Origin of the sequence: Streptomyces sp. NPDC000594 (assembly GCF_040299965.1) — a bacterium.
Taxonomy (GTDB): domain Bacteria; phylum Actinomycetota; class Actinomycetes; order Streptomycetales; family Streptomycetaceae; genus Streptomyces.
This window is the reverse complement of the sequence record NZ_JBEPCY010000001.1, coordinates 98,606-121,420: the sequence shown is the minus strand read 5'-3', so window position 1 is coordinate 121,420 and position 22,815 is coordinate 98,606. Positions and strand designations below refer to the sequence as shown.

18 protein-coding genes, 2 tRNA genes and 1 pseudogene are annotated in these 22,815 nt (G+C 71.4%); 11 read left to right on the top strand and 10 right to left on the bottom strand.

Going from position 1 to position 22,815, the window contains the following annotated elements; genetic code table 11:
• Positions 1–6 precede the first annotated feature (6 nt).
• From ABT354_RS00240 to ABT354_RS00220, 5 genes and pseudogenes are all read right to left on the bottom strand, one after another.
• Positions 7–687 (bottom strand): TNT domain-containing protein, encoded by a 681-nt coding sequence (locus tag ABT354_RS00240; RefSeq protein WP_351486772.1) that lies wholly within the window; start codon positions 685–687, stop codon positions 7–9.
• Positions 688–955: 268 nt separating this feature from the next.
• The gene (locus tag ABT354_RS00235) at positions 956–1,381 is read right to left on the bottom strand and encodes a DnaJ family domain-containing protein (RefSeq protein ID WP_351486770.1); all 426 of its coding nucleotides are present in this window, start codon (positions 1,379–1,381) and stop codon (positions 956–958) included.
• 33 nt (positions 1,382–1,414) lie between these two features.
• Entirely contained in the window at positions 1,415–2,293 is an 879-nt protein-coding gene (locus ABT354_RS00230) for a geranyl diphosphate 2-C-methyltransferase (RefSeq protein WP_351486767.1), read from the bottom strand.
• A gap of 15 nt (positions 2,294–2,308) precedes the next feature.
• Positions 2,309–3,544 (bottom strand): annotated as a pseudogene (locus ABT354_RS00225) (family 2 encapsulin nanocompartment cargo protein terpene cyclase); the annotation flags it as partial.
• A gap of 98 nt (positions 3,545–3,642) precedes the next feature.
• Complete coding sequence (locus tag ABT354_RS00220; protein WP_351486761.1) at positions 3,643–5,055, bottom strand: family 2B encapsulin nanocompartment shell protein; 1,413 nt, start codon at positions 5,053–5,055, stop codon at positions 3,643–3,645.
• A gap of 464 nt (positions 5,056–5,519) precedes the next feature.
• Between ABT354_RS00220 and ABT354_RS00215 the strand changes: the two genes are divergently transcribed.
• The 4 genes from ABT354_RS00215 (at position 5,520) to ABT354_RS00200 (ending at position 8,376) form a co-directional block, all read left to right on the top strand.
• Positions 5,520–6,632: a glycoside hydrolase family 113 protein gene (locus ABT354_RS00215; protein ID WP_351486759.1), complete on the top strand. Its 1,113-nt coding sequence runs from the start codon at positions 5,520–5,522 to the stop codon at positions 6,630–6,632.
• A gap of 119 nt (positions 6,633–6,751) precedes the next feature.
• Positions 6,752–6,823, top strand: a tRNA-OTHER gene (locus ABT354_RS00210).
• A gap of 5 nt (positions 6,824–6,828) precedes the next feature.
• Positions 6,829–6,902, top strand: a tRNA-Val gene (locus ABT354_RS00205).
• Between the two features lie 25 nt (positions 6,903–6,927).
• The gene (locus tag ABT354_RS00200; protein ID WP_351486757.1) at positions 6,928–8,376 is read left to right on the top strand and encodes an SDR family NAD(P)-dependent oxidoreductase; all 1,449 of its coding nucleotides are present in this window, start codon (positions 6,928–6,930) and stop codon (positions 8,374–8,376) included.
• Positions 8,377–8,406: 30 nt separating this feature from the next.
• On the opposite strand, the gene ABT354_RS00195 is transcribed toward ABT354_RS00200, so the two are convergent.
• On the bottom strand, positions 8,407–9,246 hold the full coding sequence (locus ABT354_RS00195) for a hypothetical protein (protein WP_351486755.1): 840 nt from the start codon (positions 9,244–9,246) through the stop codon (positions 8,407–8,409).
• Positions 9,247–9,734: 488 nt separating this feature from the next.
• Here ABT354_RS00195 and fabG point away from each other — a divergent pair, with 488 nt between their 5' ends.
• From fabG to ABT354_RS00175, 4 genes are all read left to right on the top strand, one after another.
• Complete coding sequence (fabG, locus tag ABT354_RS00190) at positions 9,735–10,526, top strand: 3-oxoacyl-ACP reductase FabG (RefSeq protein WP_351486752.1); 792 nt, start codon at positions 9,735–9,737, stop codon at positions 10,524–10,526.
• 100 nt (positions 10,527–10,626) lie between these two features.
• Positions 10,627–11,499, top strand: a complete 873-nt coding sequence (locus ABT354_RS00185) for a nucleotidyltransferase domain-containing protein (RefSeq protein WP_351486750.1) — start codon at positions 10,627–10,629, stop codon at positions 11,497–11,499.
• Between the two features lie 189 nt (positions 11,500–11,688).
• Positions 11,689–12,765, top strand: a complete 1,077-nt coding sequence (locus tag ABT354_RS00180) for a hypothetical protein (RefSeq protein ID WP_351486747.1) — start codon at positions 11,689–11,691, stop codon at positions 12,763–12,765.
• A 156-nt stretch (positions 12,766–12,921) separates the two neighbouring features.
• A complete protein-coding gene (locus tag ABT354_RS00175) occupies positions 12,922–14,397 on the top strand; it encodes an FG-GAP repeat domain-containing protein (RefSeq protein WP_351486744.1) in 1,476 nt (491 codons plus the stop codon).
• Between the two features lie 40 nt (positions 14,398–14,437).
• Here the strand turns inward: ABT354_RS00175 and ABT354_RS00170 are convergent, their stop codons facing one another.
• Positions 14,438–16,159, bottom strand: a complete 1,722-nt coding sequence (locus ABT354_RS00170) for a fibronectin type III domain-containing protein (RefSeq protein WP_351486742.1) — start codon at positions 16,157–16,159, stop codon at positions 14,438–14,440.
• 48 nt (positions 16,160–16,207) lie between these two features.
• Positions 16,208–16,924 (bottom strand): TetR/AcrR family transcriptional regulator, encoded by a 717-nt coding sequence (locus tag ABT354_RS00165; protein WP_351486740.1) that lies wholly within the window; start codon positions 16,922–16,924, stop codon positions 16,208–16,210.
• 137 nt (positions 16,925–17,061) lie between these two features.
• On the opposite strand from ABT354_RS00165, the gene ABT354_RS00160 reads away from it, so the two are divergent.
• Positions 17,062–18,204, top strand: a complete 1,143-nt coding sequence (locus tag ABT354_RS00160) for a prolyl oligopeptidase family serine peptidase (protein ID WP_351486737.1) — start codon at positions 17,062–17,064, stop codon at positions 18,202–18,204.
• Positions 18,205–18,263: 59 nt separating this feature from the next.
• Here the strand turns inward: ABT354_RS00160 and ABT354_RS00155 are convergent, their stop codons facing one another.
• Positions 18,264–19,607: a PucR family transcriptional regulator gene (locus ABT354_RS00155; protein ID WP_351486734.1), complete on the bottom strand. Its 1,344-nt coding sequence runs from the start codon at positions 19,605–19,607 to the stop codon at positions 18,264–18,266.
• Positions 19,582–19,734 carry a hypothetical protein gene (locus ABT354_RS00150; RefSeq protein WP_351486732.1) on the bottom strand — a complete coding sequence of 51 codons (153 nt, stop codon included), beginning with the start codon at positions 19,732–19,734 and terminating at the stop codon, positions 19,582–19,584. Before ABT354_RS00150 ends, ABT354_RS00155 begins: the two co-directional genes overlap by 26 nt.
• A 317-nt stretch (positions 19,735–20,051) precedes the next feature.
• Between ABT354_RS00150 and pgfA the strand changes: the two genes are divergently transcribed.
• The gene (pgfA, locus tag ABT354_RS00145; protein WP_351486730.1) at positions 20,052–21,047 is read left to right on the top strand and encodes a cell envelope lipid trafficking protein PgfA; all 996 of its coding nucleotides are present in this window, start codon (positions 20,052–20,054) and stop codon (positions 21,045–21,047) included.
• A gap of 485 nt (positions 21,048–21,532) precedes the next feature.
• Positions 21,533–22,810, top strand: coding sequence for a glycosyltransferase family 4 protein (locus tag ABT354_RS00140; protein ID WP_351486727.1), 1,278 nt, complete (start codon positions 21,533–21,535; stop codon positions 22,808–22,810).
• The last annotated feature ends 5 nt before the right edge of the window (positions 22,811–22,815 follow it).

The following is a 22,815-nucleotide window of genomic DNA, read 5'->3' as shown; positions in this document are numbered from 1 at the left end:
CGGGGGCTACAGTGCCACGGCGGTGAGATAGCCGTTGTCCAGGAGCCACTTCACATTGAGCCGCTGCCCCTGGCCGGGGTCGAGGAAGACCGGGTCCAGCTTGATCTGCTGGCCGCCGCCGGGCTGTTCGAACCAGGGGGCGATGCTGCCCTGCCACACCCAGAACGGCTTCTTCACCTTGTAGACGCGGTAGTCGCAGGGGACGGCCGCGTCACGGGTGTTGAGGTTCTGCGGCGGCAGGGCGCGCTCGGAGTAGGCGTCTCCGGCGGGTGCCAGATAGCTGCCGAACTCGGAGCCGAAGCGGTCCAGCCGCTGGCCGGTCCGCAGCTTGGCGGGCTCCTTGTCGAGGGCGCCGTTGACCTCGGCGAAGCCGTCGTTCGGCGGGTACTTCCAGCTGCCGGTGTCGGCGGGACCCTCCCAGTACTTCTTCAGGAAGTCCGCCGGCTTCAGCCCACCGGTCCGCTCATATCCCTTGAGCAGCGGTCCGACCGGTGCGAGCTTCTTGTTCGGCAGCCACTTCGGGCCGAGCCGGGCGTCGTTCTTGAACTTCCCGGTGCACTGCTTGCTCTGCGGTGCGGCGGCCACGGTCCGCTCGGCGGGCTGCTGGGGAGCGGCGTGCGCGACCGGGGCGGTCAGCAGTCCGGCGGTGACGCCGAGCGCGGCGAGCGCGGTACGTGTGCGATTCATACGGAGGTCCTCACCGTGATGATCATTCAGAGGGCAGCCGGAGATTACCCCTTGGTTCCGGCCCGCCGTCACCTCCGCTGTTCATTTCCAGCCCATCGGGGGAACCGCGATCCGCACACAGGACCGGGTACCGGCACACCGCTCACCCCCGGCACCCACCGCCGATGAGGGCGGGGGCACCGGGGGTGAGCGGTGCGGGGGGGAAGGGGTCTGATCGACGGGGGCCACCCGACGGGGCTGCCCGACGAAGGCCACCCGACGGGCGCTGCTACCCCGGGCCGCCGCCCGGACGGTCGGCACGGCGGGCGTGCCAGCCCCGGGCGATCTCGTCGAGGTCGTACGGCTTCAGGCCGAGCGGCGGGCCCGGCGGCGGCTTGAGCATCATCTCGCGGATCCGGGGATTCACCTCGGCGACGATCCGGCGGGCGGCCTCGGCGGTGGGCGCCGCCCAGGCCGCCTCCAGCGCGTCCTCCGCCTCCTTGCGGAGGGCGAGCGCGGGCGGCAGACAGGCCAGCCCCTCCCGCACCATCTTCCGTTTGATCCACCACAACTCGTCGTAGGGAGCTTCCACGCCTTCCGGGAGCGGTTGTCCCGCTCCCGGAAGCGCGGCGAACTCACCCCGCGCCTCGGCTTCACGGATCTGGCGGTCGACCCATGACTCGAAGCTGATACCCGGTGGTTTGCGTTCGGTCATGGCGCCATGGTCCCAGACGGGAGGCGCGTCCGGTCAGACGCGGTCGGCGGCGATCAGCAGGTACTGGAAGGAACCGTCCCGGTAGGAATTGATAAAGGCATCCTCGATCCCCGTGGTCAGGGAGGAGGTGGCCCGCAGCTCCCAGTAGGGCAGGGTCGCCTCGGTCAGGTCGACCACGGCCTGCGGTACCAGACGGTTGTCGATCAGTGAGCGCATGTACTCACGGCGTGAGTGGATATTGCACTCGAAATGCGCGTTGATCTGCGAGACCCACTTCGAGGGCTGGCCGTAGACAGGGTTCCAGCAGCCCGTGATGGTGACATAGCGGCCGCCGACGGCGAGAATACGGGCATGCTCGGCGAAAAGGTCGTGCAGATCGACATACATACTGGATTCATTGTTCCAGGAGGCCGTGGCCTGCCCGGTGGTGAAAGGCATGCTGAGCATGTTGCAGACCCGGGCCTGCACGGACTTCTCGATACCGAGTTCATGGGCGCGCCGGTTGGCGAAATCGGCCTGCTTGACCGAGAGGGTGACGCCCTCCACATCGCAGCCGAAGCGCTGGTGGGCCATGACCATGGAGCCGCCCCGGCCGCAGCCGGCGTCGACCAGCAGATCGTCCCGCTGGACGGTCCCGAGGTGGTCCAGGAGCACATCGGTCTGTGCGGACTCCAGCCGGTGCAACTCGGTGATCAGCCGCTTCTCACGGTCGGGGCCGTCGCCCCCGAGTGCGGAGTGATCGACCTCACCGATGCCGTAGTGGTGGTGGTAGAGGCCGTCGACATCCCCGAGACGCAGATTCACGGGCCGCGCCTCGCCGTCCCAGTAGCGGGCGATATCGCCCTGATAGGGCGTGGCGGGAGCGGGCATGGTGACCGTGTCGGGGACAGTGGTCATGTCGTCTACGGACATGTGCGGGTTCCTTCCTTACCAGAAATCGGGGAGGCTGTAGCGATAGGTGTTGGACTGGTGCCAGTGGTGATTTCCGTCGACCCAGACGGCCACCCCGCGCAGAAAGCGCACCACCGTGGGTACGGGGCAGGCAGCGGCGAGCGCCGCGGCCTCGACCTCGAAACTGTGCATGAGGTCGTTGTGGACCTCGACCGCCTTCAGATAGGCCTCGCGCTCGGGGAGCTGCTCCCGTTCGGCGATCACCACGGGCAGATTCAGATGACGACCGGGGCTGTTGAGTTCCTTGGTGTAGGAATACAGGTCGTTGACGATGGTGGTGGCATTGGAGGCGAGGGCGATGACCCGCTGGAGCGCCGGCAGGGCGTGCAGATCCGCCGGGAGTTCATAGCCGCCGACGCTGTCGGTGATGGTGGGGCAGGGACGGAAGTTGTTGAACTGCCGCATGGAGAGGTATTCCCACACCTCGGGCACATGGCCGATCTGGTCCCAGGCGCCCTCGGCGAGATAGCCCAGGTGCAGCCGGGCCATGTCATGCCGGAAGCGGTCCGCCTGTGAGGGCGAGGCCACCTGGAGGAAGTGCTCCATGGCGGAGCGGTAGGCCCGCCGGGGGGCGTCCGACGCGAACGACTCGGCCCAGGGGCGCTGGTACTCCGGGGCCGTGTGGAGCGGATCGAGGGCGGTGTGCGCCAGCAGCAGCCGCCCGCCCAGCCCGACGGGCGATCCTCCGTGGTCCTCGCAGTAGTAGTCGTCCACCGCGTTCTCGGCGACCATCAGACGGGCCGCGACCATGAGATGGTCGACGGTCGGGGCGTCGGGGTGGCAGACGGTCATATAGGTCCCCACACCGAACCCGTCGAACTCCTCCTCCCACTCCGGGGGATACAGCTCGATCTCGTCGATGGCCCAGGCCTTGACCCTGCGGCCGACCTCGTCGGCGCGCACGGTGTCGTACTCCGCCACCGGGTGGTGATAGAGGCCGGGGACCGGGGTGCCGGTGCGCGGCGGCCCCCCGGCGGGCGGCTCCTCCCCGGCCGGGCCCGCGTCACCGGCCGGTCCCTGGTCACCGGCCCGGAGGTCGTCACCGGCCGGATCCCCGCCGACGGGCGCCGGCGCCTCCTCCCGCCGTGCCAGGCGCAGGCCCGCCGTGCCCAGACCGTTCGGGCCGCGCAGGATGCGTTGTAGGGCTTCGGTGCTCATGACGGCACCACGACTCCTTGAGTGAGTTGGTCTGTTCCCGGCGTCCGGGCCCGGGGCGTCTTCCCGGCGGGGAGGTTCCCTCGTACCCGCTCATACGCCCGTCCCGTGTTCCCCCACGGGGCCGTGGGGGAACACGTCGTCGCTCGGTCCGGTCAGGCGCTGGAACGGGCGATCTGCACGTTCTCCAGCACACCGAGCGCGTCGGGCACCAGAACGGCGGCGGAGTAGTACGTGGTGACCAGGTAGGAGATGATCGCCTTCTCGTCGATGCCCATGAAACGCACCGAGACCCCGGGCTCGTACTCGTCCGGAAGGCCGGTCTGGTTCAGTCCGACGACGCCCTGGTTGTCCGCGCCGGTACGCATCACCAGGATGGAGCTGGTGTTCTCCTTGGTGATCGGGATCTTGTTGCACGGCAGGATCGGGACCCCGCGCCAGGCCGGCACCTGCTGTCCGCCGACATCGACATGGTCCGGGTAGAGCCCCCGGGCGTTGAACTCGCGGCCGATCGCCGCGATGGTCCGGGGGTGGGCGAAGAAGAACTTGGAACCACGGCGGCGGCAGAGCAGCTCATCGAGGTCGTCCGGGGTGGGCGGGCCCGAGTGGGACTGGATCCGCTGGTTGAAGGCGGCGTTGTGCAGCAGACCGAACTCACGGTTGTTGATCAGCTCGAACTCCTGGCGCTCGCGCAGCGCCTCGATGGTGAGCCGGAGCTGTTGCTCTGTCTGGTTCATCGGCTGGTTGTAGAGGTCCGCGACCCGGGTGTGGACCTTCAGCACGGTCTGCGCGATGGAGAGTTCGTACTCCCTCGGCTTCAACTCGTAGTCCACGAAGGCGCCGGGGAGTTCGGCCTCGCCCTCGTGCCCGGCGGACAGGGCGATCTCCGCCTCGCCCTGGCGGTTCTGCCGCTGCTCCGGCAGCGCCCGGAACTCCTGGACATGGGACTGGAGGGCGGACGAGCCGGCCAGGACGGCGGCGAACTCCTCACGGGAGAGGGTCAGCAGGGTGCCGGAGCTGCGCGCCACGGCGGTGTACTCCCAGGTGGCGTGGGAGTCCAGCAGCGCCTCCTGGCCGAAGCGGGCGCCGTCGGCGAAGACGGCGGTCACCGTCTCGTCGCCGTAGGCGCCGACGGAGATCTGGTCGATACGGCCATGGGCGATCAGATGGATCCGGTCGGCGGGGGTCCCCCGCTCGACCAGCACCTCGCCGGCCTGGAAGTCGCGCTGCACACAGCGCTCCGCGAGCGCGGTGAGCACCTCCTCGTCGTCGAAGCCGCGCAGCAGGGAGAGTTCACCCAGCTCTCTGGGGATCACGCGGACCTGTGCGCCGTCCTGGACGAAGTCGATACGACCGTCGCCGACGGTGTAGGTGAGCCGGCGGTTCACCCGGTAGGTGCCACCGGCGACCTCCACCCAGGGGAGCATCCGGAGCAGCCAGCGGGAGGTGATCTCCTGCATCTGCGGCGCGGATTTGGTCGTGGTGGCGAGATTACGAGCCGCCGCTGTACTGAGGCTGCTCTGCGGGCGTGCTTCCGGTCGCGGCTCCGGGCTGGTGTCCACGCTCATCGTGCGGGGCTCTCCTTCATCAGGACGGCGTTCTGCGTAGGCGCACGTCAGTTGGGTGTACTGAGGTACAGAGGGAAGAGGAGGAGGTATCTGGGAAGTCCGTCCCGGATCCGCGAGAACCGTAGGCTTTGGCACTGCCGTTCAGCCATTGGAAGGCGCCTTTCGTCCTTCGATACGGTGAACTTGATCCTTTGGAGGTTTGGAACACGCTCCGGTGGTACTAGGGACTCCCGCACACGTTCGAGTCGCCCGGCCGCCGGTCCCGTATCCGGGACCTGGTGTGCTCCCCCGCCGGAGCGCCCGAAAGAGCCGGGGGTACCCGGCTTCCCCCACGGCTTTCCCCATGGCTTCCTTCACGGCTGCCCCGGGGCGCGCCGAAAGTCGGGCGGGGGGTCGACTTCGGTCGGTACCCGGTATCCCTTCGGCCGATGCCCCGCCGGCCGCCCCGCCGCCAGGGTGGTCGTATGACCTCTGTACCGATCCCCCGCCGCCCCCTGCTCGTGGGTGCCGCCGCCCTCGCCGCCGCCTCTGTCGCGGACCCCGCACGGGCCCGTACGGCGGCCCCTGCGGAGACCTCCGCCCCGGCGTCGCCGCGTACCCCCGGACCGCTCGCCGTCCGGGGCGTCAACTACGACACGGACGGCGAGGTCTGGCGCACCGAGTACGTCCGCCGGGAGATCGCGGCCATCGCGCGGCAGTTGGGCGCGAACGCGGTCATGCTGCTCGGGCACCGTCTCGACCGGCTGACGGAGGCGGCGGCCATCGCGGCGGAGCACGGCCTCTTCGTCTGGTTCGAGCCCCGGCAGTTCGACCGGAGCGCCGAGGAGACGCTCGCCCTGGTCACCTCGGTGGCGTCCGCCGCCGAGGTGCTGCGCGCCCGCCACCCCGGCGTGGGGATCTCCCTCGGCACCGAGCTGACCATCTTCATGTCCGGTCTGGTGCCGGGGAACAACTACATCGAGCGCGGTCAGGCGCTGGAGCGCCCGGAGTCGGCCGGCTATCAGCAGCGGCTGAACGCCTTCCTGGGCCGGGCGCTGAGGACCGTACGCCCCCTGTTCGGGGGTCCGGTCACCTACAGCTCCGGGGAGTGGGAGGAGATCGACTGGAAGGTCTTCGACCAGGTCGGTGTGAATCTGTACCGGAACGCGCAGAACAGGGCCATGTACACCGCGCGGCTGCGGGCCCTGCACCGGTGGGGCAGGCCCGTCCTCATCACCGAGTTCGGCTGCTGCACCTTCACCGGGGCGCGGGACGAGGGCGGTTCGGGGTTCTTCGCGGTCGACTGGGAGCGGGAGCCCCCGGTGGTCCGCGACGGCTATGTGCGCGACGAGCGGGAGCAGGCCGATGAGGTGGGGGAGCTGCTGGATCTGTACTCCGCCGAGGGGATGCACGGAGCGTTCCTCTACCAGTTCATCGCCCCGGACTCGCCCCATGCGCCGCAGCGCCGCCACGATCTGGACATCGCCAGCTTCGCGCTGGTCAGGACCTATCCGTCCGGGACACGGCGGGGGTACGCGGAGACCGGGTGCTGGGAGCCGAAGCGGTCCTTCCACGCGGTGGCCCGTCGCTTCCGCTGACATCCGTCGTTTCCGGTGACACCCCGGGCTTCCCGTCGCACCCGGGGCTTCCGGTGACACCCGGGGCACCCTCCCGCCCGGATCGGTGTGACGGTCCGACGGTATGATCACGAGGCTGTCCGGATGTAGCGCAGAGGCAGGCGCGCCGACTCTCCCGTCGAGACACGTCGGTTCGAATCCGACCTTCCGGGCGGCCGCCCCGTAGCGCAGAGGCAGACGCGCCTTCTCGACAAGAGGGAACACGCCGGTTCGAATCCGGCCGGGGCACCAGGAGCGACAGCGGAACAGAGCGGACATGACACATATCAGGGACGGGGAGCGGCGCGCCGACGGGATCGGGACCGGTACCGGGGATCCGCGTGACAGCGAGGAGCGGACCGGCGACGGGGAGCGGCCCGGTGACACGGACGGGGTCGTCGGCGAAGCGGAACTCGCCGCCTTCCACCGCACCGTCGGAAGGCTGCGCGCCCTCCCTCTCGACGACCCCGTCCGGCTCCGCGCCGAGCAGGTCGCGGAGTCCTTCGCGCGCGACGGCCGGCACCGCCGCCGCAAGGCCCGCAGGAAGACCCGGGCCGATGCGGACGCCCTGGTCGTGGCCGCGACGGCGACCGGGGCCGTCGCCCGGCGCGAGGACGCGCCGCTGGATCCGGTGCCGGCCGGGTCGGCCGGGGCCTTCCGCCGGCCCCGGCGCTGCTATGTCTGCAAGTCGTTCTACCGCCGGGCCGACGCCTTCTACCATGCGCTCTGTCCGGCCTGTGCCGATGACAACACCGCGCGCCGGGGGCTCTCCACCGATCTCACCGGCCGCCGGGCGCTGATCACCGGCGCCCGGGTGAAGATCGGCTTCCAGCTGGCCCTGATGATGCTGCGGGACGGGGCCGAACTCCTGGTCACCTCCCGCTTCCCGCAGGACACCCTGCGCCGCTTCCGGGCCGCGCCGGGCAGCGGGGCCTGGCTCGACCGGCTGACCGTCATAGCCGTCGATCTGCGCGACCCCCGGCAGGTCCTCGGGGTCTGCGAACGACTCCGCCGGGACGGCGAACCGCTGGACATCCTGGTGAACAACGCCGCCCAGACCGTCCGGCGCCCGCCCGGTTCCTATGCCCTGCTCGCCGCCGGCGAGGGCCCGGAGCTTCCCCCGGGTGCCTGGCCGGCCCCCGGCTACGCGCCGATGCGGGCCCTGGAGGCCCCCACGGCACGGGGCGCGCTCGCGCTGGTCCTCGCGGAGGCCGACGAGGCCGGGCTGCTGCCCGACGACGCCCCGGTGAACTCCTGGTCCGCCCGGATCGGCGAGATGGACCCGGCCGAGCTGCTGGAGACCCAGCTCGTCAACGCCCTCGCCCCGGCGCTGCTGGTGGACCGGCTGCTCCCGCTGCTGCTGGCCGCCCCGTACCCCCGGCGGTATGTCGTCAATGTGACCGCCGTGGAGGGGCGGTTCACGGTCCGCAACAAGACCCCGGGCCATCCGCACACCAATATGGCGAAGGCCGCCCTCAATATGCTCACCCGCACCAGCGGACCGGAACTCGCCGCCCAGGGTGTCCATATGTGCAGCGTCGACACCGGCTGGATCACGGACGAGAACCCTCTGCCCAAGAAGAACCGGATCGCCTCCGAGGGGTTCCGCACCCCGCTGGACATCGTGGACGGGGCGGCACGGGTGTACGACCCGATCGTGCGCGGCGAGGCGGGCGACCCGGTGTCGGGCGTCTTCCTCAAGGACTACCGGGAGGCGGCGTGGTGACCCGCCCGGAACTCCCGTACCCGCGCAACCTCAAGCGGTGGCGCCCGCCGTCGTGATCAGTTCGGGCACCGTCCCGGTGAAGGTCGGCAGCCGCTGCGCCAGGGCGGCCCAGGCCTCGGTGTCCGCCCCCAGTGACCCTCGTACCAGCGGGCGCAGCACCTCCTCGGCCTCGGGTATCCGGCGGGGGAACGCCCAGCGGCCCATGTCCAGGACGGCGAGGGCCGTACGGGCCGGACGGGCCGTGGCCGCATAGGTGCCCGGGTTGTCGAACAGGCCGGCGGCACGCATCCGGTGGGCGTACGAGGGGTGGCCGGAAAGCCGCTCGCGCAGGACGGCGGGACAGTCGGGCCGCAGGGCGAGGGCCCATCGCGCATAGCCGGGGAGGGGCTGCTCGTCATCGGCGTCGATCACGCGCTGCCAGGCGTCACGGGGGATCCAGCGGGCGATCCGGCGGCCCCGACGCATGGTGGCGACCGCCCGGAGCGCGGGTATCAACTCCTGGGGGGACAGGGCGGGCGAGCCCTCGGGTTCCTCGGCGACCAGCAGCTCCGTCATGCGCGGGACGGACTCGCCCCGGCCCGGTCCGAAGGGCTCCCCGTTGAGGAGTGCCAGCCGGAGCGCCGCCGGCAGCCCACCGGACAGATGGACCAGACGGTTCCGCAGCGGCTCGTCCTCCTCCAGCATCCACAACCGGCCGCTGAGCGGCATCGGGACGGTGAAGAACTCCCGGAGGGCGGTCCACTCGTCCGGGACGACGGGCCCCGGCGGACCGTCGAGCCCGATCCGCGCCCGCACCCGCTCCCCCTGGTCCGGGTCGGCCAGCGAGACCAGGACATCGAGGGCCCTGCCCGTCCTGGAGTCGTACGGCATGGGCCCCGCCCCTCTCACGCTCTGCCCCGGGCGGTCGCCGCCCGTTGGCGTCATATCAGCGAAAGGGTACGGGATCACCTGTCCCCACCAGGGAGAACTCCCCCGTGCCAGCGACCGGGGACCGGGCCCGAGGCCTCCCGCCCAGGGCGCCGGGGTGCGGCGACAACGGACCGGGCCGGTCCCGGCAGTCCCGGCAGTCCCGGCGATCCCGGCGATCCCGGCGGTCCCGGCGGTTCCGGGAGGGATGGATTCCAGCCGTTCGCGGACCGGTGCTCCGGACCACGGGCCCCTGAGCCGCCGAGGCGTCCGCCCCCTCCCCTCCCAGCGCCCCGGGTGCCGGCCCCGTGCCGTGCCGCGCCCGGCACACCGGTCCACCGTCGGCAATCGGCCGCTCGCGGCACGCGGGCGCCCGGCCGGGGGCGGCGGGCTCCGCTAACGTGCCCCCGCCACCGGCCGAGCGGCCGGGCACCGAACAAGGGGCACGACGTATGACGTTCACACGCTGGGAGGGCCGGTCCGTCATCGTGACCGGCGGGACACGCGGCATCGGGCACGGGATCGCCGAACTCTTCGCCCGCCAGGGCGCGGCCGTGCTGCTCACCGGCCGGGACGGGGAGGTGGCCCGTACCGTCGCCGGCGCGCTCGCCCGTACCACCGGCGGCCGGGTCTCCGGGATCGGCGTCGATCTGAAGGATCCGGAGGCCATCGAGGAGCTGGCGGCGGAGGCCGTCCGGCTGCACGGGGGCATCGACGTCCTCTGCGCCAACGCGGGGATCTTCCCGGAGAAGCCCCTGCGGGAGATGACCGCCGCCGATGTGGACGAGGTGCTGGACGTCAACCTCCGGGGCTGCATTCTCACCGTCCGGGCCTGTCTGCCCGCGCTGGAACGCGCCCGCCACGGCCGGATCGTCCTCACCTCCTCGATCACCGGGCCGACCACCGGTTACCCGGGCTGGTCCCACTACGGCGCGAGCAAGGCGGGCCAGCTCGGCTTCCTCCGTACCGCCGCCGTCGAACTGGCGCCGCACGGCATCACCGTCAACGCGGTCCTGCCCGGCAATGTCCGTACCGAGGGACTGGCCGGCCTCGGCGAGGAGTATCTGCGCTCCATGGCGGCCTCGATCCCGCTGCGCAGGCTGGGCGAGACCGTGGACATCGCGCACGCGGTGCTCTTCCTCGCCTCCGACGAGGCGGCGTTCATCACGGGCCAGACCCTGACCGTGGACGGCGGGCAGACCCTGCCCGAGTCGCTGGACGCCCTCGGCTCACCGTCCCCCTGACGGGCCCCACCGGTCCACCCGTCGGCGGGTCCGGGTCCGGTCCGGGCCCGGCCCGCCGACGGGTGGCCCCGGCGGTGCCCGTCGCCGCAGACTGCCTGTCATGACGACTGGCACCGAGAGCACTCCCCCCGCCGCCGGACGACCCGGGACCTCCACCGAAGCCGGGCCGGGCCCGACCGGACACCCCGCCACCGATGACCTCCTCGCCCGCTTCACCGAGGCGCTGCGCCCGCCCTTCCTACCGCTCGTGGCGCTCTGGATCCACGGTTCGATCGCCGAGGGCACCGACTACCGTCCCGGCCGGAGCGACCTCGACCTGGTCGCCGTGGTCGAACGGCCCTGCACCCCCGGGGAGGAGCGCCGGCTGGTCGCCCTCCATGAACAGCTGATACGGGACGAGCCCCTCGCGGGCGGTCTGCACTGTTCGTATCTCCCCCGCACCGGACTGGAGGATCCCGCCCGGGACCATCCGGTCTGGGCCCACCGGGAGTACTTCGCCCGCCCGCTCACCCCGGTCGCCCGCCGGGAACTGCACACCTTCGGCCGGGTGCTGTACGGCCGCCCGCCCGGCGGCCTGCTGCCCCCGGTGACGGACCGCGGACTCGCCGACCACATCCTCGGCGAGCTGCGCGGGACCCTCTCCGATCTCCCCGCGCTCCGGTCCGAACTGCTGCTCCAGGACGGCTGGCTGGACTTCGCCCTGCTCACGGTGGCCCGGATGCACATCACCCTGCGCGACGGCCGCCTGATCACCAAGCGCGAGGCCCTCGATGTCCTCCGTACCGAACTCGGCGCCCCGGCGGAACTGGTGGCCGACATCCAGCGACGCCGTTACGGAGGTGTCAGCGCCGACGCCCCCGAGAACAGCGCCGACACGGCCCCCGATGCCGATACCGACCTGGCCCGCCGCCGCCGACGGGCCGCCCTGGCGGCGGAGTTCCTGGACCCGGTCGTCGCCCGGCTGCTCTCCTGACCCCCGGCACCGGCGCCCCGCTCCAGAGGTGGAGTGGATCCATGAGCGCAAATGCCCAGGCCACCGCCGTGTGTGACCGGCTCGGGCGCTGTGCGACCATGCCGTGGTCAGTTCTGAGAAGGCGCCCGGCCGGGGTGCCGTGGGGAGTCGGGTGTGGGGACAGGCGGGGGACGACAGGACGGTTCGTCCGTGTCCGACGAGGAGTGGGAGCGGTTCCTCCAGGAGTCGGTGGAGGGCGTGCCGGACGCGCCCTCGGAACCGTCGGCGCGGGCGAGGACCGTGGCGCGGCGGCTGCGCGAGAATCCGGCGGAGCCCGCGCCGTGGCGCGCGTACTCCCCGGCACAGCCGAAGCGGCGGACGGGCTGGTACGTCGCCGGGCTGCTGGCCTCGGTCGCCGTCCTGGTCGCGGTGTTGCTGCCGGGCGGGGTGACCGACTGGTTCGGCGGCGGCGACGGGGCGCGGGCCGCCGGGGATGAGCGCACCGCCGCCGGAACACCGCCCGCCGGAGCAGCGGCCGCCGGGACGGAGCAGCGGCCGACGCGGGAGGAGCCGTTCCGGGGGTCGCCCGCGGCGCGGTGGGCGAGCGGTACGGCCGGGATCGCGCTGCCCACGGCCCGGGCCACCGGATGGATGAGCGAGGCGCAGGTGGCGCGGGCACTGGAGCGGACCCGGGAGTTCCTGGCCGCGTCGAGCCTGGACCCGGAGGTACTGCGGGGCGGGCGCCCCGGCCGGGCCATCGAGATGATCAATCCTCATCAGCGCGATGTCCAGGACTTCCTCTCGGCCTCCTTCCGCGCGCCGGACCGGGACGACGATCCGCTGACGCTCTTCAGCCGGTTCGACCCGGAGCGGGCACGTCCCCTCGGCGACGACATCAGGACCCGGGGCCGTCTCACCTTCCGGGAGGGGGACGACGGCGCCCTCCGGGTGGCCGCGGATGTCACCTTCGTCTATCCGGTGACCCGGGCGGCGGGCGGGGACGAGGTCGCGCGCACGATCGTCCGGCGCGAGGTGGTGGTCGACTGGGACACCCCCGCACGCGTGGTGACCAAGCCCGGGACGCTCTCCCTCGTCTCCCACACCGTCCACACCACCAACGGTGGCTGCGGTCCCGTCACCGGCTATCTGAGGCCCCGTTTCGGCACCCCGGCGGCGTCCGGCACCGATGGCGGTCCGGCGGTCGATCCGTACGACCGCAGCACGCCGATGGCCGAGCGGATGCGGCGGTCCGGCGGCGAGGAGTGCGGTACCGCCACCCGGTCCTGACGCGATGGATGCCCGGACCACGGCGGTACGGTCACCCTCCCGGGTGAGCGCCGTATCCACAGGCCCGGCGATATCCACAGCCTCGTACAACTGTCGGCGGGAGGTGCGAGTCTTCTCGTGTACCCGAACGGGAGTTCACACCACCAGGAGACCCGCTTGTCCCTCCGTCCCCATCACGGCCTCCGGGCCCGCCCCGGCCTCCGTCTCGCTCTGGCGACGGCCGTCACCGCCTCGCTGACCGGCGGTCTGCTCTCGGCCTCCGCCGGGGCCTCCACCGCCGCGCCCGCGTCCGCCGCGCCCGCCACGGCCCAGGCCGCGAAGCCCGCCAAGGCCGCCCAGGCCGCCCAGGCCGCCCAGCACACCGACGACTTCAACGGCGACGGCCTCCGCGACTACGCGCTCACCGAGGGCGGCGGCTCGGTCACGGTGTACTACGGCACCGCCAAGGGCCCCGGAAGCAAGAAGCACGCCTTCGACCAGAACAGCCCCGGGATACCGGGTGTTCTGAGCAAGGGCTCCGAAGGCTTCGGCACCAGCATCACCACCGCCGACTTCAACAACGACGGCTACGGCGACCTCGCCACCGCCGACAGCACCGAGAAGGTCGGCAAGCACGCCTGGCGGGGCATGGTCGTCATCGTCTGGGGCTCGAAGTCCGGCCTCGGCAGCAGGGCGACCGCCCTGCCCGTCACCGCCTCCTTCGAGCACAAGCGCCTCGGCCACGCCCTCGCCGCCGGTGACTTCGACGGTGACGGCAAGGCCGATCTGGCGGTCACCACCACGAGCAACGACAGGATGCGCCCGGCCGTCCATATCTACCGGGGCGGCTTCTCCTCGGTGAAGGGCACCACGGGCAAGGTCACCGAGCACACCCCGGGCCACCAGACCCAGCTGATGGAGACCGGCGCCCTGGTCGCCGGGAAGGTCACCCGGGACAAGGCGACCGATCTGTATGTCCTCGGGCAGGGCTATGCGAACGACCGGGTCACCTCCGGTGTCTGGTTCCTGCGCGGCGGCTCCACCGTCAAGTCCGCCAAGCCCACCACCTACAACGCGGCCTCGGCGAACTACCGGGGCGAGGGAGTCATAGCCGACTTCGACAAGGACGGCTACGGCGATCTCGCGATCGGCGACGAGCGGTACAACAAGTACGCCGGAGCCGTACAGGTCCTGCGCGGGGGTCCGAGCGGCCCGGGTTCCTCCTACCGCGTCACCCAGGGCACCGAAGGCGTCGCCACCGCCGCCTCACCGGGGGATTCCTTCGGTGTGACCGTCTCCGCCGCCGACACCGACCGTGATGGTTACGCGGACCTGGCGGTCGGCACCTTCGAGACGATAGGCAAGGTGGAGTCGGCGGGCGGCGTGCACCTCCTGCGCGGGGGCAAGAAGGGCCTGACCGGCACCGGCTCCCAGTGGTTCACCCGTGACACCCCCGGGATACCCGACACGGTGGCCACCGCACCGCGCGCCTTCGGCCATGGCGTGCGCCTGCGCGACACCACCGGCGACGGCCATGCGGACCTGGTCATCAACGACTGGGGCTGGGAGAGCACCCTCCTCCACGGCACTGCCCGTGGTGTCACCACCGGGAAGGTGACGGCTCTCCCCTTCCAGGCGCGGCTGAGCCAGTAGCGTCCGCGATCCCTGGCCCCGGGGTCGGACGGTCACCGGGTCAGCGGGCCGGTGCGGAGACCACCCAGTCGCCCGCGGGAAGGGACTCGCTGCCATCGGCGGCCACGGCGGTCACCCAGTAGTACGACGTGGTCCCCCGCCCGGCCCTGGTGTCGGTGTACGACGAAGCGCTCTTCGCGACCTCGGCAATCCTCTCGTACCGGGCGCTGACGGGGTTCCACCGATGGACGCGATAGCCGCCCGCGGCCTGCGGGGAGGAGGCGTCGAGCCCGCTCCACCGCACCGCGTTGCCCTCGCCGCCCTCGGCCCTCTCCGCGGTGACCGAGAGCGGTGAGCCCTCGGGCGTCGGGACGCTCGGGGTGGTGTCGATCTCCGTGGCGGCCACCGCTTCGGCTGTTCCGGTGTGCCGGAGGGACGAGTTCCCGGAGGTGTCCACGACATCGATGTAGAAGCAGACCTCGTCCCCGTCGGGAAGGGTGGTGTAGTCGTGGGAGGTGGTGTCCGGGCCCAGGTACTCCACCGCGCCGCCGTAGCAGATCCGCTGCTCCTCGTCGCCGATGAGCTCTCCCCAGTGGACGACATACCTCCTGACGTCGGAGGCCGGGCTCGCGTCCCACTTCAGGGCGAAGCCGTAGGCGGTGGGGTTCACCCGCAGCCCGGTGACGGCCGGGGGCGCGGTGTAGTCCCTGTGCTCGACGCCGACCGGTGCGGATCGGGCGGACTCATTGCCCGCCCGGTCCAGCGCGGTGACCAGATAGCGATGGGTGGCCTTCTCGGCGGCCCGGGTGTCCAGATAGTTGCCCTTGTCCACGTCGGCGATCCGGGTGAAGGCGCCGCCGTCGCCCTTCGCCCGGTACACCCGGTACGAGGCCGCCGCGGGGTCCGTCTTCCATGCGAGCCAGACTCCGTTGTGCTGTGAATCGGCGGTGGGCGCCGCCGGGCGCCCGGGCGGGGTCCGGTCGGCGGTGACGACGGAGTGGTCGGCGGTGCCCGCCGACTCATTCCCGGCCTTGTCGTACGCACGGACCTCGTAGACATAGGTGTCACCGGTGGCCGGCACGGTGGTGTCGGTGTACGAGGTCGCGGTGGTCGTCCCGAGGGGCCGGGAGCCGAAGGAGGCGCCCTTCAGCCGGCGGTGCACCCGGTATCCGGCGAGGTCCATCTCCTGACTCTTCGACCAGGTCACCTTGGTCCGGCCGGTGGCCTTGTCGTAGGTCGCCGAGGCGCCCTTGGGCACCAGCGGCTTGACCTTGTCCACGCTCGCGGAGGTACGGGGCGTATAGGTGAAGGCGACGTCCGCGTTCCCGGTCCAGTGGGCGAAGTCGATGCGCAGGGTGTGCTTCCCGGGCGGGACCGTGACATGGACGGTCTTCTTCCGGGTGCCGGTGGCATCGTTCCAGAGGTCGACCTTGCGGACACCGTCGAGGTGGACACGGATACCGTCCTGCGCACCGGCCTGGAGGGTGAAAGGGCCACCGGAGCCGAAGTCCCGGGTGACGGACCAGCGGACACCGAAGTTGTCCCTCGGCAGTCCGGACGCGGGGGCGCCCGCCCGCCAGTTCTGGTCGATCGCGCTGTCGCAGTCCGTCTTGCGCGGTGTCCCGGAGAGGGTGGTGTTCGCGAAGAACTCCCGCTTGAAGACGGGGGAGGCACAGTTCACGGGAGCGGCGACGGCCGGGACGGCGGCGGTGAGCAGCGTTCCGGCGGTGGCGAGCACCACGACGGTGGCGGCCGCCGCAGTGGTGCTTCTGGCTGGATTCATTCGTTCCTCTTGATCGGATGAGGGGCGGCCGGGAGATGCCGCGCGTGATCACGACTCATGAGGGACGGACTTGGTTGTACGGGGTGGCGTCTCCTCGGCCCTGGTGATGCCCATCGCCCGCTCCACCATGGCATTGCTCAGGCTCGGGGTGACCAGTGAAGGATCGCCGGGGCGCCGGCGAAGACCGTTGAGGAGGATTTCGAGGTAGCGGCGCCAGGTGTCCGGCTGCTGGCCGCGGGTGAACTGGGCGGCGGCGTAGACCATGTGCTGGAGGACGGGGATATCGGCGGGAGTCACCTCGGGGCGGAGATCCCCGCTCTCCTGGGCCCGGCGGATCAACGCTTCGAGGAAGGGCAGCATGCCGCCGCGCGCCGAGTCGATGGGGCCGGAGGTATGCGCGCCCAGCATGAGCACTTCATGCAGGCCGCGGTTCTCGGCGAGGTCGGCCGACATCTCCGTCAGGAAGTCGACCAGACCCCGCCATGGGTCGGGGTGGGCGAGGGCCCGGTCGGCCGCTTCCTGGCGTATCCGGAGATCCTGGGCGAACAGGGCCCGGATCAGGGCTTCCTTGGTGGGGAAGCGGCGATAGACGGTCCCGACGCCGACTCCCGCGTGGCGGGCCACTTCGTCGAGCGTGACCCCCAGTCCCTGTTGGCCGAAAATCTCACGCGCCGCGTGGAGAATGCGCTCGCGGTTGAGGGCGGCGTCCCGGCGGAGCGGGCGACCGCCCTCCGCCGGATCGCTCGGCCGGGAACTCTCCGTCATGCGGCCCAGGATAGTCCCGTTGACCGGGACGGCCCGCGATGCCCCCGGGAGGCGCGCGGAAGCCTGGCACTCCGGCCACGGCGGTGCTACGGTCCCCCTAACTGGAGAAACCTTCTCCACTTACTGGAGGGGCCGCTATGGCCGCACATCGCAGGTTAGGCACGATCGCGGGGATCGCACTTCTCGGTCTGAGCGTGACGGCATGCTCGTCCGCCGGACCCGTCACCTCCGCCGAGGTCCTGGAACTCGCGGCCTCGACACGGACGGTCGACTGCCCGAACTCCCCCGTCGACCCCGGCGGGCCGCCTGGGGGAGGCATTCCGGTCGCGAAGACGGTCAAGCCGACCAGCACGCGATCCAGCACGGTCATCGTCCCGGACGGCCCGCAGATCCGTTGCGGGGCAACCGAGGTGACCATGCGTCAGAACATCGTGTACGCGTCGCCCACCGTCGGAGGCGTACGGCACGACCTGAAACTGGATCTTCAGATACCGCGGACGAAGGGCCCGAAGCCCCTGGTGGTCTACCTCACCGGCGGCGGGTTCCTCAGGGCGAACAAGACCAACAACCTCGCCCAGCGCACCTATGTGGCCGAGCGGGGTTACGCCGTGGCGAGCATCGAGTACCGCACCACGCGGACCGGCTCCACCTACCGGGACGGCGTCGCGGATGTGAAGTCGGCGATCCGCTATCTGCGCTCCCAGGCCGACGCGCTGGGCATCGACACCGACCAGGTGGCTGTCTGGGGCCAGTCGGCCGGTGCCTATCTGGCGGCCATGACCGGGGCGACCAACGGCAGGGAGCAGTTCGAGCAGGGCGACCACCTCGACCGGAGCAGCGACGTCCAGGCCGTTGTCGACCAGTTCGGCACCCATGACCTCGCCAGGACCGCCGATGACTTCGACGCGGAGACCAGGGCCGTGTACATGGCGCCCAACAGCTCCATCAACGCCTATGTCTTCGGCCCGGACTCGACCAGGACGGTCCTGACGGACCGCGCCGCGAACCGGGCGGCCGACCCCGCCACCTATCTCAGCCGGTCATCGGCACCCTTCATCCTGCTCCACGGCGACAACGACCACATCATCTCGCCCAGCCAGTCACTGATCATGCTCGACGCCCTCAAGGCGAAGCGGGTGAAGGGCACGCGCTATGTCATCAAGGGAGCCGACCACGGCGACCTGCCCTTCCTCGGTGATCCCGAGGCCGGCAAGAAGTGGAGCACGCAGAAGGTGATGGGCACGATCACTCGATTCCTGGACAGGGAACTCCGGTACTGACACCGGGTGTCGCCCGGTGGCGCGCCCGGCAGGGTGGCGCGCCCGGCGCGGGACGCGGGTCAGGGGCTGAACCGGCCCAGATCGCCGCGCAGCCGCTGGGCGCGCAGCACCAGTTCCAGTTCGAAGCGGCGGTCGGGGTCGTCGATCTCGTCCCCCCACAGCTCCCGGATCTGGCGGAGCCGGTAGCGGACGGTCTGGGGATGGACCCCGAGGCGGCCCGCGACCTCGGCGGCGCCGCCCCGGGTCTCCAGCCAGGCGAGCAGGGTCTCGGCGAGGCGGCGGGCATGGGTCCGGCCGCAGTGGGCGAGCGGTGCGAGGGTGCGGCGGGCCAGATCGTCGATCAGCTCCTCGGGCTGGAGGAGCACCAGGGCCTCGGTGTGCTCGGTGCAGTGCAGCACCTCCCCGGCCGGGAGCAGCCCGCGCTCCATGAGGCGCAGTGCGGCCTCGGCCCAGCGGAGCGACTTGGCGGCGTCGACCAGGGGCACCGGTGGCCCGATCGCGCCGGCCCAGCCGGTCATGGCGCGCCGCAGCAGTTCGGGGCGGCCCGCCGCGTCCGGGTCGGGCACGACCATGCGGGGCTGCTCGGCCTCCATGTCCAGGAGGACACCCTCGCCGACGGCGGGGGCGACGGCCTGGCGGGCGGGGCGGAGCAGCACCCCGGCGGAGACCCTGGCGGGCAGCGGCCAGCCGATGCGGGCGGCACGTTCCGCGAGGGTGGCGGCGATCTCGTGGGGGCCGGCGGCGGGGCGGGTGCGGTGCTCGGCGAGCAGGAGTTCCATGAGTTCGCGCTGGAGCCGGAGGCGTTCACCGGCCTGCCGGGCGGCGGCCTCGGCGTAGCCGCGTACCGACTGGTCCACCAGGCCGTCCAGATACTCGTATCCCGCGTCGACCAGTTCGTACATGGCCGGTGGCGGGATGTCGACACGCTGGCCGATCTCCGCGAGGCGCCGCCAGGTGAGGCGGACGCCGAGGCGGTAGATGGCCTGGAGGGAGTCGAGGCTCCGGCCGCCGATTCCCTCGCCCCGGCCGAAGTCCTGGAAGACCTCGGGGTGGACGCGGGGCCGGTCCTCGGCCGTCTCCAGATGCAGGACGAAGATCTCGATGGCCCGCCGGATACCGATGAGGGACTTGGGTTCCCCGGAGTCGTCGAGGATGACCGGGACGTGCGGGTACTCACGGCGGATCTCCCGCAGGATCTCCTCGGCCAGGGTGGGGGCCTCGGCCATGGCGAGTGCGGCGAAGCGGCGCACCTGGCTCCGCGGTACGTCGTGCCAGGCCGAACGGGCTCCGGGGGGCGGCACGGTACGGCTCCCCAGGGTGCCGGAGGCCGTGGTGGCACCCGGGGGGCCGAGGGCTGGGGTGGGCGAGGACACGGGTTCAGCGCTCCCGGGAAGCCGTCTCATAGGTGACGAGGGGGGTGTTGGGCTGCTCCGGGGTGGCGTTGAGCAGGGCCACGACACCGAGGGCGGCGCCCACGGCGAGCGCCGAGGCGGCCACGGTGGTGAGTGCGGCGGCGAGCAGTCTGGGCATGCTGGAGTCCAGCCTCTCCGGTCGAAAGGTCGTCCCCACCCTGGATGATCCACACGATCCGCGCCAGTGCCCACGGGTCCCCTGCTCGTGGGTGATCACGGGTCCCTGGTCCTGCCTTCCCGTGGTGGCGCCTGCCGGCCCCGACCGGCTGGGGTCAGTCTCAACAATGCATTGACACCTAGTCAAGGGTGCGCCTACGGTTCCCGGCCCATAACGCGCCTGCACTTTTTCCCCCTGCGCGCACACGTTCCGTCACCTTGTGACCTCGCTCTTCCACCACCGTGTCGAGCCGCCCCGAACCCTCCTGGAGTGCCCGGATGCGTCGTACCGCCTCACCTGTTTCGCTCGTTCTGCTGGGCATCGGCACCTTCTTGCTGGTGCTGGCAGCGATGCTCGTCTGGTATGTCGAGCCGCGCGCCCAGCGCACCCCGATCGACACCGATGTGACCACGGTCTTCACTGGTCAGGGGAGCTATTTCGACGCCCGTAAGGTCAAGACCGTCGAGGAGACGAAGCTCACCATCACCCGCAAGGTCCGCGGCGATGTGGCCGACAGCGAGGAGAGCGGCCGGGCCGTCTGGGACGTGTCGACGAGCGTCGACACCGACGGCACCCTGCCCGCGTCCGATCCCCATGATTCGTTCCAGTGGACCGTGGAACGCTGGGTGACCGACCGGAGGACCAACGCCCCCGTGCACTGCTGCGAGGAGAGCCCGCGATTCGAGGGCGAGGCGTATCTGAAGTTCCCGTTCAATGTGGAGCGGCGTGCGTACCGCTGGTGGGACAGCACGCTGGGCGCCACCGTGGAACTCCGGTTCAAGAACAGGACGAAGGTCCAGGGCCATGAGGGATATCTGTTCACCGGCACGGTCGACCCGGTGAGGACGGGGACGCGGCAGGTGCCGGGGGTGCTCGTCGGTCAGCCGGAGCGGGGCCAGGTCCTCGCCGAGGAGTGGTACGCCAACCATGGCATCGAGCTGGTCGCGGACCAGCGGACCGGGCGGATCCTGTTCGCGGCGATCGGGCCGAAGAAGACGCTGCGGGCGCCCGGCGCGGACTCCGGCGAGAACGAGGTGGTGCTGCTGGAGAGCGAGCGCATCGCGTTCACCGAGGAGACGCAGAAGAAGCAGGTCGCGCTGGCGAAGGCCGACAACCGTAAGCTCCAGCTGGTGGGGGTGACGGTGCCGGTGGGAGCGGGCGGTCTGGGGCTGCTGCTGGCCGCGGCCGGCTCGTTCCTGGTGTTCCGGGGGCGCCCCGGGGGGACCGCTGTGGCCCCGGCTCCGGCCCGGGTACCGGGATCGCTCACCAAGTGATGAAGTACGACCGGTAACAGGTGCGCAATTTATCACTTCGGTGAGTAGCCGCAGCGGACCACGGGGCGAAAACTGTCCATCCCACTCACCCGAACACACCATCCGCACCTGAACCCGGTACATCCGAGCTCCCCCGGCACCCTCCGGGACGGGCTCACCCCGGGCCGGAACCCCACCGGGGCCGTGTGCGGGGGCAGTCGCTCCCCGGCACGGTCCCGGATCCGGCCCATCGGTTCCGCCCCGCTCGAACTCCGTACCACCGTGTACCTCCCTGGTACCGCTTCATCTCGTACCGCCTCGCTCCTCGGCTCATCACCCCGTATGAGCCGTATGTGCCCGGCCTTCGTCCATCCGCCGTCATCCGTCCACCCTCATCCGCCCGCTTTTCCTCGGTCCGCCTTTCATCCGTCTGCTCCCGTGCCGAGAGTGATCCTCGTACCACGACCGCCGCACGGTTCCGCACCCTGAGACGAGTCGGAGCACCAATGCCCCAGCACGTGCCCGCTTCGCTGCGCACGGCCGGTCCCCGGCCCGCTCAGCCCTCTGTGACGCCGCCCGCCGAGCCGCGCCGCATTGTGTTCCTCTCCCGCCGTGACCTCGGCAATCCCGCCGCCGGCGGTTCCGAGCTGCTGGTCGACCGGCTGGCCGACGGGCTCAGCCGCCTCGGCCATCAGGTCACCCTTGTCTGCGGCGGCCCGGCGGCCGACCGCGACTACCGTGTGGTGTCGGCGGGCGGCGACCTCGGTCACTTCCTGCGGGCCCGCAGGACCGTGGCCCGGCGGGTCGGCGACTGCGATCTGCTGGTCGAGGTGTGCAACGGCATGCCGTATCTGGCACCGCTGTGGCATCACGGACCCACGCTCTGTCTGGTCAACCATGTCCACACCGATCTGTGGGACATGCGCTTCGGCGGCCGGGCCCTGGCGCCCGCCGGCCGGCTCGGGCGCCGGCTGGAGCACTGGGCCCTCAGGGACGCACAGCGGCGGAACCTCATGGTCGCGGTCTCCCCGTCCACGGCCGGGGCCCTGCGCGGGATCGGCGTCGACCAGGACCGAATACGGGTGGTGCACAACGGTGTCGAGGAGCCCGGCCCTCCGCATCCGCGGTCGCCCGAGCCCTTGTTCCTGGCGCTGGGCCGGCTGGTGGAGTACAAGCGGATCGATCTGCTGCTGCGGCTGTGGGAGCGGGTCCGGCCGGTGACCGGCGGCCGGCTCGTCATCGTCGGAGACGGTCCGGAGCGGAAGCGGCTGGAGCGGCTCGCGGGCGCCGGAGTGGAGTTCGCGGGCCATGTCACGGAGGCGGAGAAGCACCGGCTGCTCTGCTCGGCCTGGCTGCTGCTGCATCCATCGGCCGTGGAGGGGTGGGGCCTGGTGGTCACGGAGGCCGCGATCCGGTCGACCCCGACGGTCGGCTTCGATGTGCCGGGGCTGCGGGACTCGGTGGACGACGGGGTGAGCGGGGTGCTGGCCCGGGGGGAGAGTTCGTTCGCCGCCGCCTGGTCCTCCCTGGCGCTCAGCCCGGAGCGCCGGTCGGCCATGGGGCTGGCCGCACGGGAGCTGGCCGCCGGATACACCTGGTCCCATACGGTACGGGCGTTCCGCGCCGTCGCCATCGAGGCCGCCGCCCAGGGCCGAGGCCAGGGACAGGACGGCCGGAGCCGACGCCAGGGCCAGGGACAGGGACAGGGTCACGGCGGCCCGTCCGCCAGGTCCCGGTCGGGCACTCCCCCGCTGACCGCCGCCGCGCCCTCCCGGCGGAAGTGAGGATC

Excerpts from the sequence above, each read along its gene's own strand:
- ABT354_RS00240 (WP_351486772.1), bottom strand. The coding sequence starts at position 687 with ATGAATCGCACACGTACCGCGCTCGCCGCGCTCGGCGTCACCGCCGGA.
- ABT354_RS00235 (WP_351486770.1), bottom strand. The coding sequence starts at position 1,381 with ATGACCGAACGCAAACCACCGGGTATCAGCTTCGAGTCATGGGTCGAC.
- ABT354_RS00230 (WP_351486767.1), bottom strand. The coding sequence starts at position 2,293 with ATGTCCGTAGACGACATGACCACTGTCCCCGACACGGTCACCATGCCC.
- ABT354_RS00220 (WP_351486761.1), bottom strand. The coding sequence starts at position 5,055 with ATGAGCGTGGACACCAGCCCGGAGCCGCGACCGGAAGCACGCCCGCAG.
- ABT354_RS00215 (WP_351486759.1), top strand. The coding sequence starts at position 5,520 with ATGACCTCTGTACCGATCCCCCGCCGCCCCCTGCTCGTGGGTGCCGCC.
- ABT354_RS00200 (WP_351486757.1), top strand. The coding sequence starts at position 6,928 with ATGACACATATCAGGGACGGGGAGCGGCGCGCCGACGGGATCGGGACC.
- ABT354_RS00195 (WP_351486755.1), bottom strand. The coding sequence starts at position 9,246 with ATGCCGTACGACTCCAGGACGGGCAGGGCCCTCGATGTCCTGGTCTCG.
- fabG (WP_351486752.1), top strand. The coding sequence starts at position 9,735 with ATGACGTTCACACGCTGGGAGGGCCGGTCCGTCATCGTGACCGGCGGG.
- ABT354_RS00185 (WP_351486750.1), top strand. The coding sequence starts at position 10,627 with ATGACGACTGGCACCGAGAGCACTCCCCCCGCCGCCGGACGACCCGGG.
- ABT354_RS00170 (WP_351486742.1), bottom strand. The coding sequence starts at position 16,159 with ATGAATCCAGCCAGAAGCACCACTGCGGCGGCCGCCACCGTCGTGGTG.
- ABT354_RS00165 (WP_351486740.1), bottom strand. The coding sequence starts at position 16,924 with ATGACGGAGAGTTCCCGGCCGAGCGATCCGGCGGAGGGCGGTCGCCCG.
- ABT354_RS00160 (WP_351486737.1), top strand. The coding sequence starts at position 17,062 with ATGGCCGCACATCGCAGGTTAGGCACGATCGCGGGGATCGCACTTCTC.
- ABT354_RS00155 (WP_351486734.1), bottom strand. The coding sequence starts at position 19,607 with ATGAGACGGCTTCCCGGGAGCGCTGAACCCGTGTCCTCGCCCACCCCA.
- ABT354_RS00150 (WP_351486732.1), bottom strand. The coding sequence starts at position 19,734 with ATGCCCAGACTGCTCGCCGCCGCACTCACCACCGTGGCCGCCTCGGCG.
- pgfA (WP_351486730.1), top strand. The coding sequence starts at position 20,052 with ATGCGTCGTACCGCCTCACCTGTTTCGCTCGTTCTGCTGGGCATCGGC.
- ABT354_RS00140 (WP_351486727.1), top strand. The coding sequence starts at position 21,533 with ATGCCCCAGCACGTGCCCGCTTCGCTGCGCACGGCCGGTCCCCGGCCC.